We start from the raw sequence: 13,987 nt of genomic DNA, 5'->3' as shown, positions 1-13,987 counted from the left end.
AAAAATTTTAGATGAGGGGCAGTTAATAGTTGGTTTTTAGGCCAGTTCTTCAAACCATTTTTTGAAAACCGGAACGCGCTCTTTGCTGATCAGGATTTGATTTGAAGAGGAGGGAGTGGTGCGCACAAGCAACCTTCCGTTGAAATATAATTCAATTTCAGAAATGCATTGTCTGGAAATGATGAACTGGCGGTTCGCGCGGAAGAAGTTTGTTGTATCCAGCTGATTTTCAAGTTCTTCCAAAGATTTGTCAACAACAAAAGCTTTATCATCGTGCAGAGTCGCGACCACAACGCCGTTTTTGATCGTTAACCACGCAAAATCGGAATCTTTCAGCGGGATCAGCTTGTCGCGATAGGGAACCAGAAAGCTTCTGCGCGGGCTTTTGCGGTTGCGGATCTGCGTGTGCATGAGCTCTTCCAGATATTTCACTTTGCTGATCGCATTCTCTTCATTCAGCTGATAATATTTTTCGAGACTGAATTGCAATGCTTCCTGGCGGATCGGTTTGAGCAGATAATCAATGCTGTTGAGCTTGAAAGCGCGCAGCGCATATTCGTCATGCGCGGTTGTAAAAATCACCGGGCAGCCGATGGATATTTGTTCAAATATTTGAAAACAAGTGCCGTCTCCCAATTGCACATCGAGGAAAATCAAGTCTGGAACCGGGTTAGTGCTCAACCATTCAACGGCCGATTCCACGCTTTCCAGCACAGTCAGTATTTCAGTTTTAGGGTCAATTTTTTGTATCAATTGCGTCAAATACTGGCCCGCCGGCTGTTCATCTTCGATGATAAGGATTTTGGTCATGGAGCTTCTATCAGAGGGACTTTTACTGTAAAGTGTTGTTCGTCTTCCGTCAACACGGGTTTTTGGCCTGTTTGAATTTTATATCGTTTGTCCAGATTTTGCAGTCCGATTCCCGTTCCCGGCGAGTTCAGTTTCTTGTTCACCGAATTGGTCACGACAATGTGTTTGTCCTGCTCATTCAGCCGCAGCTCGATCATTAAAACCTGGTTGGAAGTGATCACATTGTGCTTAATGGCGTTTTCAATCAGAATTTGAAGAGAAAGCGGAATGATATACCACTGCCGCTGCGTGTCTGTCTCCAAAAAACAAAATGCCATTTTCTCGCCAAAACGTGCCGTATACAGATCCAGATAGGCTTTCGCAGCATTCAGTTCGTCCTTCAGCAAAATAAGGCTCTGGTTCTGGACTTTGAGGTTGTAACGCAAAATGTCAGAAAGGTCCAGCACGATCCGCTGTGCCAGATCCGGGTTGGTGGCGATGGAAATGTTGAGAATGTTCAGTGCATTGAACAAAAAATGGGGGTTAAGCTGGTTTTGCAATGCTTCGAGTTGCGCTTTCAGCTGCTCACGTTTAAGTTGCTCATTTTCAAGTCCTATTTGATGATTCTCCTGCGTTGTCAACAGAAAATTCCGGAAACCCAGAATAGCCAGAAGCAGCAGAATGTGATACAAATAATATACAACCCGGAAAATCAGCATGTCCGAGTTATCATTGTCCAGCGCCAGTTTGAGCTGAAAAAGAATCTCGTTCATGGAGAAGAAGAGAACGCTTAGCAGGAGGAACTGCACCCACGATTTCTGGCTGTTGAACCAGCTGGGGATTTTATAAGTGTTTTGCAGGCAGATATAGACGAAGATCCACGAAAATTCAAAACTGATGATGAATTGAATGCAGATATCAAGAATGCCGGAGCCAAAGTTATCCGGGTCGAAGAGTGAGTCCCAGACGAAAATCAGGCGCGGAATGGTGGCAAATAAGCTCAGGATAAAGCAGAGACGCCAACCTAATGACATCCCGTTCCTGTAATTTAAGTCGGGGTTCATGCCAGGCTCGTCAGAAATTTGCTATTCTTCGAAGTTTTCCCCGACAATGTGCTTTGTGATTGGATTAATGCTGCAACCGACTCGATCAGCGCAATTTCAGCGCTTGTCCACTCCCTGTTGTTCAGGGCGTCTTCCAGGCCAATGAACCCTGACCAGCCATTCGTTCCGCGGATGGGAACGAGCAGCATGGATTGTGCATCTTGTTGGCTAAACCATTGTGCCTCAGCGTTTGTCATATGGCCAGATGGCTCCATAACCGCTTGTCCAGCTTCAAAAAGCGCATTCCAGCGATTGAAGCCAGGCAGTTTGACATTTTTTGCTGCGTACTTTGTCGGAACACCCGGCGCCGTCACCTCAACTTCAAGCGAGAGATCATGTGCCTCACCGTTCGCCTTTACATTTTTGGTATACAAATAGATCCTGCTGAGATCCATCACTTCCAGCAGCAAAGTGAAGGCATTGGACAAAGCATTTTCGGACAGCTCTTCCTCAAATCTTGACAGCACTTTTCTGTAAAGGCTTTCGTGGTTTTGATTGTGCTGCGCAATCTTTTTGCGTGCATTGTTTTTCCACTTTGCCAATGTGTTTTCCAAAGCTGGAATCCAGCCGAGCTTGTTGGAGCAGTTGATATAATATGTCGTTTCTGTAACCGCAAGCACTCTTTCGGCCGTAACAGGGCAATGTCCTTCGGTCATAACCAGGCAAGGAAGCTGGCTGCCCAGCACATTGGCCAGGTCCGTTATTTTACCATCGGGAAGCAGGCAGTTGGAAATAAGTAAGTCGTATTTTGATTCGTAAAAGGCTTCGATGGCAGACTGTTTGGAAGCCACTTGCCTGATGCTGAATTTGTAACCCGCATATCCAAGCGAATCTTCAAGCAGGGTGAGATATTCTTTTTGAATGGCAACGATGAGGAGGTTTAAGGGCTTCATTATCGATAGGTTTACAGTATTGCAATGATACAAATTAAAGTAGAAACAATACTACCAAAGTAACCTAAATAGCTAGAAAAAAAACTGCCATTACAATAAGGTTTCGATGTCGACGGTTTGAAGTCGGGAATCAACAGGTTCACCATTACATTTTTCAGTTTCGGGAAATATTTGGATGGCCCGGCGCCAGTTCTGGGGATATTTATGAAACAAAAAGGACAAAGACACGAAATTATATTTCATTTCCTTGCTCTTTTCGCTTTCAAACTTAAATCCTTCCTACTGGTTAACTATCAAAAAATGAACGCTAATAAAGTACTCTCCCGACGATATTTTTATCAGATCATGAACGGCATGAATGAGCAGGTTGCTCATGAAATCCTGTCCGACGATTTCGTTTTTACATTGCCTACACATCCCGAGCCATTCCACGGTCCGGACGGTTTTTTCGGGCTTGTCAAAATGCTGCACGATTCCTTTCCTGACTTTTATCTCAATCCGCAGGAAATGGTTGCCGGCGGCGACTGGGTTGTGACCCGCTGGAAAGGCGGCGGCACGCACACAGGCGGACCTTTGCTAACGGTGAAGGGAAATGTGGAAGCAACAGGGAAGTTTTTCGAAGTGGACGGCATAACCTGGCATACGATTAAGGATGGCAAGATTACCGAGTCGGTTGGTCATGAAGATACACTGGGTTTACTGCTTCAATTGGGAATTTTACCTTCCGATAATGTGCCAGAGCAAATAGATCTTGAACACAACCAGACCCTTGCGACAAGATATTTTGAAGAAATCATGAACCAGGGAAATCTGGATGTGTTTGAAGAGATTCTGGATCCGAATTTTGCCTTTATAATTCCTACACAACCCGAGCCTATTGCCGGATTTCCAGCCTTCAAAAACTTCGTCCTGTATTTACGCAATGCTTTCCCGGACATTAAGTTTACAATCATGCGTCAGACGGGAGAAGGCAATAAGGTGGCAACCAGATGGAACATTGAAGGAACGCATTTGGGAGAATTCCTTGGCGCTGCTCCCACAGGAAACCACGTGAAAGACTTTGGGATCGACATTTTCACCATTAAAAACGGCAAGATCTTCTCCGTTCACGTTAATGAAAATGATTTTGGTTTGATGCAGCAGTTAGGAGCGATCCCATCATGATGGCATTGGAAACAAATACGCCAGCGTTGTCAAAAACAGAAGCAAACAAAGCCATCGTCCGCCGTTACTGGTTTGACTTTTGGAATGAAAAAAATATCAGTGTGCTCAATGAAATCGCGGTAGAAGATGTGACATTTCACTTCCCACCCGGACAAGCACACCAGCCGCCCACATTGAAAAAGTGGTTCGAAACAGCGCTTGTCGCATTCCCGGATGTGCATTTTACATTGCATGATGAGCTTGCAGAAGGAGATAAAGTGGTAAGCCGCTGGTCATATGAAGCCACAAACACGGGCAACTTTTTGGGCAGGGAAACAACAAGCATAAGGGTTAGGGATCAGGGAATTGACATATTCCGCATTGAAAACGGGAAGATCGTTGAAATGTGGGTTGCTCAGGACAGTCTCGGTTTGTTGCAACAATTGAAAGTGATTCAATAAATGGAAAAAGCAGTTGTCCGTCATTACGTTAACAGAGGCGGGCAGCTTCCGGTGAAGCCGGTGATCATTGAAAATTTCGACACGGACACGGACGTGTTGATCATTGACGAGCCCGAGCTTTCCAGGAAAGACCTGATTTTTGAGCAGGAATCAAGTGATACATGGATCAGGCTGGCAGATTCTTTCATGATCCTGGCTGAACTGAAAAATGTCAATGCGATTGATCTTGATCCTGTTCCGTTTTTGAAAAGGTTTTATAAAGCATTGCAGGAGAATGATTTAGAAGAGGTTTTATCGTTTCTTGCTGATAAAGTTATTTGGGAAATGGGAGGGCCACAGGACATTATGCCCTGGGCAGGCAAGTGCGAAGGAAGGGCAGGAGTAACCCGGTTTTTTGAATTACAGAAAGAAGGAATTGCTTTTGAAAAACTGATTCCAACCCGATTTGTAGCACAAGGAAACACAGTTGCCATCGTGCTGGAGGGAAGCGGGGAAACAAAATCAGGCGTGCCATTTTCGGGTGGCGCAGTGCATTGGGTGACAGTCAGGAATGGCAAGATCGCGCATTTACAATGTTACCGCGACACTTTTCCGATCATTGAAGCATTGCATGGCGGAAGGCCATTTACAGTGAGTACAAATGCAGCTGGTTCTCAACATTATGTCAATGAGCCACTTGCAGCCGTCCGGACTGCGGACAGCATTGCGTTTGACGAAGCAGTTTTCGACAATGTGGCCGCAACCGTAAAATCAGCAAGGGCCATGTATGCCGCATTGCAGGGACTGAAAGCGGATGAAGTAAGAAAAGCATTTGCATCCAATGTAGTGTGGCACATGTTCGGTCCGCCGGACATTATTACGTGGTCGGGAGAACGCACCGGGCCGATTGCCGCAGTGGAATCGGCGAAGCAGATCATTGAAACCATGCATTTTGAGCATTTCAAAGCGGTCAGGATGATTTACCAGGACAATGTTGCAGCCGTCTTAATCGACGAGCCGGGGGTTTCAAAAGCAACCGGATTGCCGTTCCACACCAGCGTCGTCCACATTGTAGTCGTGAATGAAGACGGAAAAGTTGCCTCGATCCATAATTATGTGAATACAGCATCTATCGCAGAAGCCTTTTTGGGCGGAAGACCTTATACAGTGAATTGAACAGCATATCAACCCTTAAAAAACGAGAAAGCATGTCACTTACAGCAGAACAAAACAATGCGATTTGCGTAGAATTTTTCGAAACAGCCTGGAATACAGGTCTTGTGCGCGAGGATCTATTGGCATCCGACGCGATAGACCATTCACAAGTTGGCGGAAAAACGGTTTCAGAGCCAGGCTCAGCCAGTTTCAAAGGCATCGTGGGCATGTTCCGTGGCGCTATGCCGGATGCGAAGCTAAGCATTGAAGACCAGATATATGTAGCCGACAAAGTGGTGCACAGATGGAGACTGAACGGCACCGACACAGGCGGCGTAATGGGCATGCCGCCATCAGGAAAATCCATCACTTTAACCGGAACCACGACTGCCCGCATGAAAGACGGCAAGATCGCAGAGCGCTGGGCCAATGTGGACGAACTGGGCCTTTTGCAGCAGTTAGGCGTTGTGCCTCCTCCACCAGGAGCGCACTGAAAAATATTAGTAAACTCTCCTCTCATCATTAAAAGCCTTTAACCCGAATTTTTATGTCAAAGAAAGTACTCGCCATTTTATCGGAATACGGATATTGGGGCATTGAGCTGGTAGGACCGCTCGAAAAACTGGAAGAAGCCGGTTACACCGTTGATTTTATCACACCCAATGGCAAAAAGGCCGAAGCATTGCCACCAAGCTACGACACCACTTACGTAGATCCTCCGCTGGGCGTGTGCGTTACAACGCAGCTTGCTGCCGACAAAGTGAATGCTTTTGAAGCAACAAACCGTTTGGCAAATACATTGAACCTGTCCGAAGTGATCCCGCAGCGTCCTTACTTCTCGACGCCGGACTTCCTTCGCGCATTCGAAAAATATTACAGTGACCTGAAAATCGCGCAGGACAAACTGACGGAAGAATACGACGCAGTTTTCCTCGTAGGCGGCAGCGGCCCGATCATTGACATGGTGAACAACCAGCGCGTCCATGATGTGATCCTTGCTTTTTACAAAAAACAAATGCCTGTTGCCGGAATCTGTTACGGCGTTGCTCCGCTGGTTTTTGCCCGTGATTTCAACGAACGCAATTCCATCATCAAAGGAAAACACGTTACAGGTCACTGCATTGAATACGATTACCACGACGGAACCGGCTTCTTGCACACCGATTTGAACATGGGGCCACCGCCATATGTGCTGGAATACATTCTTTCCGACGCCGTTGGGCCAGAAGGACAATATCATGGAAATTTTGGTAAAGAAACTTCCGTAATCGTTGATTATCCATTTATTACAGGCCGTTCATTGCAATGTTCGTTCGAATTCGGAGAGCAGTTTGTGAATGTTCTGGACAAAGGCCTCACGCGTTATGGCTGGTAAAACCGGGAATCAGAAGATCATTGAACAATTCCTTGCGGATGGCATGGACTACATGTTCGGGAATCCCGGCACGGTGGAGCAAGGTTTCCTTGACGCGCTAGCAGAGTATCCCGAGATGAAATATGTCCTCACCTTGCAGGAAACGATTGCGGTCATGATGGGCGACGGTTATGCCCGCGCTACGCAGAAGCCGACATTGGTTCAGCTGCACAGTTCGCCCGGGATTGGAAATGCCGTGGGCGCTGTGTATCAAGCTAAAAGAGGGCATGCGCCGCTGGTTGTGATCGGCTCGGATGCGGGTGTGCAATACATGAATATGGATGCGCAAATGGCCAATGATCTTGTTGCGATGATGGCGCCTGTGACCAAATATGCAACCATGGCAACGTCTTCCAAATCATTGCTGCGGACCATTCGCCGGGCTGTGAAAATAGCCTCCACGCCTCCGATGGGGCCGGTGTATGTTTGCTTGCCGATGGACATTCTGGACGAGATTAATGATGAGCCGGTGTTTCCAAGCTGCATTCCGTCCACCCGCGTTGCACCTGCGCCTGAACTGATCGCGCAATCAGCAGAAATGTTGCTGGCTGCCGAGAAGCCAATGATCTTTGTCGGCGACGGCATTGCTTATTCAAATGCGATTCCCGAGCTGACCCGCGTTGCGGAGCTTTTAGGCGCAGAAGTTTATGGGGTAGAATTCGGTGATCTGGTGATGGACAACACGCATCCTTTGTATCAGGGCACAACGGGCCACATGTTCGGTTCTTACAGTCAGCCGATTACGATGAAAGGTGATGCCAATCTCATCGTCGGCACTTATATGTTGCCGGAGGTTTTTCCTGAATTGGGAGAAATTTATGCGCCGGAAGCAAAGGTGATCCATTTCGATCTCAATGCTTATGAGATTGCCAAAAATCACCGCGTTGATCTGGGCGTTGTGAGTGATCCCAAACTTTCACTTGCCGCGCTTGCTGAAAAAATTGAAGCACTGCAGACGCCAAATCAAAAGGCAAATGCTACGCAACGTATAGAGCAGATCGGTAATGCTAAAAAAGACAAAATTGCAGCCGAAAAAGAAGCAGATGACAAGCATCAGGGCAAGTCGCCGCTCCAAATGTCGCAGTTCACAAAGGTGCTTGCTGAAAAGCTCAATCAGGATGAAACGATCATTTTTGATGAAGCCCTTACAAGCTCTGCCGCTGTGAGCCGCTACATTCCACCGAAACTTTCCAAACAATACTTTTTCACACGCGGCGGATCATTAGGCGTGGGCTTCCCAGGTGCTATCGGTGCCAAATTAGCCAATCCTGAAAAAACGGTGATCGGTTTCTCGGGCGATGGCGGAAGCATGTACACGATCCAGACATTATGGTCGGCGGTGCGGCACAACACGGGAGCCAAGTTTGTGGTTTGCAACAATGGTTCTTACAAATTGCTGCAACTCAACATTGACCAATATTGGCAGGAACGCGAAATTCCGAAACACGATCATCCGCTGCCTTTTGACCTTTCCTTTCCTGCAATCCGGTTTGACCTGTTGGCGCAATCCCTGGGCGTGGAAGCGGTTAGGGTTGAAAAAGAAGAAGAAATTTTGCCCGCAATTGAAAGAATGCTGGCCGACGATAAGCCCTTTTTGATCGACCTGGTGCTGGAAGGCAACCACAAGGCGGATTGGGTAGAGATTAATTGTTCGCATTGACTTTAAGACCGTTAAACCCTCCCCATTTTCAAAATGGAACAACTAAGTTTTGATTACATCATTGTTGGAGCCGGAGCTGCCGGGAGCGTCTTGGCCAATCGGCTGAGCGCTGATCCGGAGACGCAAGTGCTGCTTATCGAGGCTGGAAACCGGGACAACGAGCCTGCCATTCACGATCCGGGAGGCTTTGTAAGCCTCTGGGAATCTGACATTGACTGGAAAATGCGTACGACGGAACAGCCGGGCCTCGGCGGGCGCACGATCATGATTAATCAGGGCAAAGTGCTGGGTGGCAGCACGTCTATTAATGCAATGATGTATGTAAGGGGCAATCCCGGCAACTTCGATCAATGGGAATCCATGGGTGCAAAAGGCTGGGGTTATGAAGCCGTTTTGCCTTATTTTAAAAAATCAGAAAACTTTGAAAATGGCGCCTCTGACTTTCATGCAGTTGGCGGCGAGCTTAGCATCCGCGACTGTCCGGACGAAGTGATGCGTTCTGAACATTTTTTGGTCGGGGCAACAGAGCTTGGTTATGACGGCCCAAACTGGGATTACAATGGTGCACGCCAGGAAAACGGCGCTGGATTATTGCAATTTCATATTGATAAGCATGACAAGCGCGACAGCAGCGCATCAGCTTTTCTGCATTCGGTTTCAAAAAGAAAAAATCTGACAGTTTTTACCAATGTCTTGGTTTCCAATATTTTAATAGTGGATAAAAACGCAATTGGCGTAGAATACATTACGAACATTGGCACCACAGAGCAAGTCTTTTGCAATAAGGAAGTGATCATTTCGGCCGGTGCATTAAACTCGCCAAAATTATTGCTTCTGTCGGGCATTGGGCCAAAGGAAGAGCTTGAAGAAGTGGGCATTCCGGTTGTTGCGGATTTGCCAGGTGTTGGAAAAAATTTGCAGGATCATTTGCAGTTGCCCATGATTTTCAGGTCAAAAATTCCAATGCCCAATACAACGCTCCTCACGGGTAACGCGCTGTTTGTCAACACAAAGGAAGACAATGGCGTTGTGGATCTGCAAATCAATTTTACCCCAAGTTTGCCAGGACCATTGGCTCCGGTGCTTCCGGATTTGGGCGGTCCTGTTTGCATTTTCCTGCCCATTCTGGTCCAGCCTCAAAGCAGGGGAGAAGTGAAGTTGCGCTCCAGCAACCCAATGGATCTGCCTTTGATTAACCCCAATTATTTGCAGGAAGACGCGGATGTGGCAGTGTTATCCAAGGCCGTTGCGTTGGTTCGAAAGCTTGCAAACACACAGAAATTTTCCGAATTGAACGGCGGCGAAATGATGCCTGGGGCAGATGCCGACATTGAAGCATTCGTCAGAAGCCAGGCAACTACGATCTGGCATCCAGCCGGAACTTGCAAAATGGGAACGGATGCAATGGCAGTCGTTGACCCGGAATTAAGAGTGCACGGCATTCAAAATCTGCGCGTTGCAGATGCTTCGGTTATGCCGACTGTGACGAGTGGAAACACTGTTGCGGCCTGCTTCATGATCGGGGAAAAAGCGGCTGATATGATCCTGGCGGAGCATGCAGTTGCAAATTTGGCAAAAAGTTTAACCAATTGATATTCCGATTATTAACCTAAATAAAACACAATGTTAACGCAGGAAGCAATTAAAGCACTGGCTCTTGACTGGTATAAAAAGCTGGATGTTCACGTCCCGATGGTTGAAGTATTGCCGCTGCTGGCTGATGCGGAACTGGAAATGGTTTTCCCTGAAGCGACAGTTTACGGGTATGCCGGATTTGAAGGCTGGTTTCAGCGCGTGATCCGCATTTTCTTCGACGAAGTGCACACCGTTAAGGTGGTAGAGCCGGTCATTAATGGCAACACGGCGGTGGTAAAAGTGGTCGTGCAATGGGAAGCCAGCGTTTGGAATGCGCCCGAACCTTTCAGCAAACGCATCAAATGTGACGCTTTTCAAACTTGGGAAGTAAAACTGACTGATGCCGGAAATGTGGTCATCACCAAATACATTGTCGACGGACTCGAATATCACGAAGGTTCTGCGACGCTCTAAATCAGGTTATTAACCCTTCTCTATTTTTATCAAATCATGAAAAACGTACCGGATACCAAGCTGGGCAGAATGTACAAGGAACACATTCAACACATCCTCGACAAGAACATTGACGCCCTGCTTGACCAATATACAGACGACGCAACGCTGATCAGCAGCTTCTCTAAATCGCCAGTTATCTACAAAGGCCGCGACCAGGTGAACGAGCATATGCAAGGCATTTTGGGCATCGACGGACTGGAAACAGACATTGTTTTCTGGGCTGAAACAGAGAATCCGGAAACATTGATGATCACTGAACAGATCACGATGACAGTAGGCGGGGAGAAAAGTGAAATGCGTTTTGCGGACAGCTGGGTGCTGCAAGATGGAAAAATTGCCATTCATTTTGCCGGAATGGTCCAGCATCCGGACGGAACATTAGCCTAATTTAAAATAACCCCTAATCCCTTTGACCATGAAACTGGCAGGAAAAAAGATCGGTGTGCTGTTGGAAGCCGATTATTTTGAGAACGAAATATTCTATTACAAATTCCGCTTTCCCGAAGAAGGCGCTGAGCTGCATTTTCTGACAAGGTTATGGGGACAGGATAAACTCACATTTCTGGGCCACGAATATCGCGCGCCGATGGATGTGTGGGAGACGTTTGAAAACATGAGCGACGAAGAATTGCGTACTTACGACGCCATTATCGTGCCTTCGGGCATGGTTTCGGACCGGTTGCGCTACACCGAAGACGTGGAGAAGATACCACCTGCAACCGCATTTCTGAAACGCGTTTTTGCAGAACCAGGAATTTTGAAAGGCATAATCTGTCACGGATTGTGGCTTACGGCGCCTGCAACCGAGCTTGTCCGCGGCCGTAAATTGGTTTGCCATAATAATCTCATCGGCGACGCAAAGGCTTACGGAGCCATTTATACCAATGAAGACGTGGTTGTTGACGGCGATCTGATCACTGGACGCTCGGGCGGACATGCGCATTTGTTTGCCAAAAAAATTATCGAAACCCTGTCAGCAGCTAACCCAAATTAATATGAGCGCGACATTTTTCCACCTGGCACTTACCGTGAGAAACCTCGCCAAGTTCGAGGATTTTTACTCAAAATATTTCGGGTTCCGCAGGGCAAGGGTGATCAGTTTGGGCGATGACGCCGAGCTGGTTTTCTTGAAAAACGACGACAACATCTATTTTGAAATCTTCCCGCCCGAAGAAGACCGCCCTTACCCCATGTCCGAAGCCGACGGCCCGCATTATCCTGGCCTAAGGCATATTGCATTTTCGGTAGACGACATTGATGCAATGGTCGAAAGCATGGGAGACGACGCCGTAATAACACTCGGCCCGCTGCATTTCGACGACGTAATTGAAGGCTGGAAAACCGTCTGGCTCAAAGACCCGGAAGGAAATATCATAGAAATCACCCAGGGCTATCGGGATCAGGAAGACTTGGCTTAATAAACTCTCAAACACCTTTACCAACTAACGCATGAATATTAATTTCACTTTTTCGGATACCATTGCGGGTTATATCACGGGATATAATGCAGAGGAACGCTGGTTTACCGTGGAGACGTCGGACAAGCGTCCTTTCAAGATCAATCTGATCGCTTCCACTTATGCGCGCGGCGTGCAGAACCTGACAGAAGGATGGCAGGATCCGGGCGACATTGCGCCGTTTTTGTCAACAAACGGACAATATGTTTTCGCTTACGGAACATTTTATCCCAATGCTGGCGCGGAGGAAACAACATTCGAAGCGCAGCAATTGATTTTCCCGGGTAAGGAGCCAAAAGCGTATCGCCACGAGGAGCAGAATTACTGGATCACACAGATCAGTTCTATTGCTTCCAGCTATCTGAAATGGCAGTTTGATTATCCAAAAGAGGAGATCAATTACAAAAATTATCGCACAATGCTCCATTTGGGAGGTTCCAAAAAAGGGGATTATTTGCAGGAAACAGACACGATTTCCAGAATGGTTTACGGATTTGCATCGGCATATCTTTTGACCGGAAAAGACGAATTCCTGGAAGGTGCAGAGCTTGGAACAGAATATCTGCGCGACCACATGCGCTTTTTTGACCAGGACGATGACCTCGTTTACTGGTATCACGGCTTAAAAGTGGAAGGCCAGAAAGAAACCAAATTGCTGACTTCGGAATTTGGCGATGACCTGGATTCGCTTCCTATGTACGAGCAGATCTACGCATTGGCGGGCCCCACGCAAACCTACCGCATAACGGGCGATCAGCGCATCCGCGACGACATTGACAAAACCATTGATCTGTTTGAAAAATATTTCAAAGATCCAAATGGCGTAGGTTACTACTCCCACTTGCACCCGATCACATTGGATGCGCACGAGGAATCATTGGCACATAACAAAGCCCGTAAAAACTGGAACTCTGTGGGTGACCACGCACCGGCTTACCTGATCAACCTCTGGCTGGCAAGCGGCGAGCAAAAGCATGCTGACTTTTTGGAATACACTTTTGACACCATCACCAAATATTTCCCCGACTACGAAAACAGCCCGTTTGTTCAGGAGAAATTCTTCGAAGATTGGAGCAAAGACCAAACCTGGGGATGGCAGCAAAACCGCGCGGTGGTAGGCCACAACCTCAAAATCGCATGGAATTTGATCCGTCAGCAATCACTGACGCCAAAAGAGGAATATCTGGAATTTGCCAAAAAAATCGCTGAACTCATGCCGGCCGCTGGCTCGGATCAGCAGCGCGGAGGTTGGTATGACGTGGTAGAACGCGTTCAGAAAACGGGCGACAAGCACCAATTTGTATGGCACGACCGCAAAGCCTGGTGGCAGCAGGAGCAGGCAATTCTTGCTTACCTGATCATGTACGGGGTTTTGGGAGATAAAGAATACGAAAAACAAGCACGCGAGGCGGCAGCATTTTACAATGCATTCTTCCTGGACAATGATGATGGCGGTGTGTATTTCAATGTGTTGGGCAATGGTATGCCGTATCTTCTGGGAACAGAGCGTTTCAAGGGAAGCCACTCAATGAGTGCATATCACAGCACAGAACTTTGCTATCTGTCAGCAGTTTATATCAATTTGCTTATTACCAAGCAGCCAACTTATTTCTACTTTAAGCCTTATCCAAACGGTTGGAAGGACAACATTCTGCGCGTGTCGCCAGATATCCTGCCTCCGGGAAGCGTGTATATCAGTGAGGTTTTCATTGATGATCAGCCTTATACAGATTTCGATGCCTATGCATTAACCGTGAAACTTCCTGAAACAGAGGAACGCATCCGCGTGAAAGTGCAGATCAGTTCGGCCAAGTAATTTGAACCACATTAAGAAACTATTCA

General features: G+C 47.3%; 15 protein-coding genes. 12 read left to right on the top strand and 3 right to left on the bottom strand.

All coding sequences use genetic code 11. The features are described 5' to 3' along the window. Positions 1–36 precede the first annotated feature (36 nt). Genes LZG73_RS25065 through LZG73_RS25055 form a run of 3 tightly spaced genes read right to left on the bottom strand, consistent with a single transcriptional unit; the run spans position 37 to position 2,785 of the window. Entirely contained in the window at positions 37–810 is a 774-nt protein-coding gene (locus LZG73_RS25065; RefSeq protein ID WP_233855533.1) for a LytTR family DNA-binding domain-containing protein, read from the bottom strand. Continuing rightward, positions 807–1,823 (bottom strand): sensor histidine kinase, encoded by a 1,017-nt coding sequence (locus LZG73_RS25060; protein WP_233855531.1) that lies wholly within the window; start codon positions 1,821–1,823, stop codon positions 807–809. Before LZG73_RS25060 ends, LZG73_RS25065 begins: the two co-directional genes overlap by 4 nt. Positions 1,824–1,849: 26 nt before the next feature. Continuing rightward, complete coding sequence (locus LZG73_RS25055; RefSeq protein ID WP_233855529.1) at positions 1,850–2,785, bottom strand: GAF domain-containing protein; 936 nt, start codon at positions 2,783–2,785, stop codon at positions 1,850–1,852. 300 nt (positions 2,786–3,085) lie between these two features. Between LZG73_RS25055 and LZG73_RS25050 the strand changes: the two genes are divergently transcribed. The 12 genes from LZG73_RS25050 to LZG73_RS24995 are packed head-to-tail and all read left to right on the top strand — an operon-like array spanning position 3,086 to position 13,961. Further along, the gene (locus tag LZG73_RS25050; protein ID WP_233855527.1) at positions 3,086–3,949 is read left to right on the top strand and encodes an ester cyclase; all 864 of its coding nucleotides are present in this window, start codon (positions 3,086–3,088) and stop codon (positions 3,947–3,949) included. Continuing rightward, positions 3,946–4,389 (top strand): ester cyclase, encoded by a 444-nt coding sequence (locus LZG73_RS25045; protein WP_233855525.1) that lies wholly within the window; start codon positions 3,946–3,948, stop codon positions 4,387–4,389. Before LZG73_RS25050 ends, LZG73_RS25045 begins: the two co-directional genes overlap by 4 nt. Next, entirely contained in the window at positions 4,390–5,544 is a 1,155-nt protein-coding gene (locus LZG73_RS25040; RefSeq protein WP_233855523.1) for a nuclear transport factor 2 family protein, read from the top strand. It abuts the gene before it with no gap. A 32-nt stretch (positions 5,545–5,576) separates the two neighbouring features. After that, positions 5,577–6,017: an ester cyclase gene (locus tag LZG73_RS25035; protein WP_233855521.1), complete on the top strand. Its 441-nt coding sequence runs from the start codon at positions 5,577–5,579 to the stop codon at positions 6,015–6,017. Between the two features lie 53 nt (positions 6,018–6,070). After that, positions 6,071–6,898, top strand: coding sequence for a type 1 glutamine amidotransferase domain-containing protein (locus tag LZG73_RS25030; protein WP_233855519.1), 828 nt, complete (start codon positions 6,071–6,073; stop codon positions 6,896–6,898). Then, positions 6,861–8,597, top strand: coding sequence for a thiamine pyrophosphate-binding protein (locus LZG73_RS25025; RefSeq protein WP_233855517.1), 1,737 nt, complete (start codon positions 6,861–6,863; stop codon positions 8,595–8,597). The genes LZG73_RS25030 and LZG73_RS25025 overlap by 38 nt, the downstream gene beginning before the upstream one ends. Positions 8,598–8,630: 33 nt before the next feature. Continuing rightward, a complete protein-coding gene (locus LZG73_RS25020; protein ID WP_233855515.1) occupies positions 8,631–10,190 on the top strand; it encodes a GMC family oxidoreductase in 1,560 nt (519 codons plus the stop codon). 30 nt (positions 10,191–10,220) lie between these two features. Beyond that, a complete protein-coding gene (locus LZG73_RS25015; RefSeq protein WP_233855513.1) occupies positions 10,221–10,646 on the top strand; it encodes a hypothetical protein in 426 nt (141 codons plus the stop codon). Between the two features lie 36 nt (positions 10,647–10,682). Next, positions 10,683–11,075, top strand: a complete 393-nt coding sequence (locus LZG73_RS25010) for a nuclear transport factor 2 family protein (protein WP_082216371.1) — start codon at positions 10,683–10,685, stop codon at positions 11,073–11,075. A gap of 28 nt (positions 11,076–11,103) precedes the next feature. After that, on the top strand, positions 11,104–11,682 hold the full coding sequence (locus LZG73_RS25005) for a DJ-1/PfpI family protein (RefSeq protein WP_233855510.1): 579 nt from the start codon (positions 11,104–11,106) through the stop codon (positions 11,680–11,682). A 1-nt stretch (position 11,683) separates the two neighbouring features. After that, entirely contained in the window at positions 11,684–12,106 is a 423-nt protein-coding gene (locus tag LZG73_RS25000) for a VOC family protein (protein WP_233855508.1), read from the top strand. Positions 12,107–12,137: 31 nt separating this feature from the next. Next, on the top strand, positions 12,138–13,961 hold the full coding sequence (locus LZG73_RS24995) for an AGE family epimerase/isomerase (RefSeq protein WP_233855506.1): 1,824 nt from the start codon (positions 12,138–12,140) through the stop codon (positions 13,959–13,961). The last annotated feature ends 26 nt before the right edge of the window (positions 13,962–13,987 follow it).

The sequence above is a fragment of the Dyadobacter sp. CY326 genome, assembly GCF_021390515.1.
In the GTDB taxonomy this organism is placed as follows: Bacteria; Bacteroidota; Bacteroidia; order Cytophagales; family Spirosomataceae; genus Dyadobacter.
The sequence above is the reverse complement of the archived record's forward strand: the minus strand, read 5'-3'. Positions and strand labels throughout refer to the sequence as shown.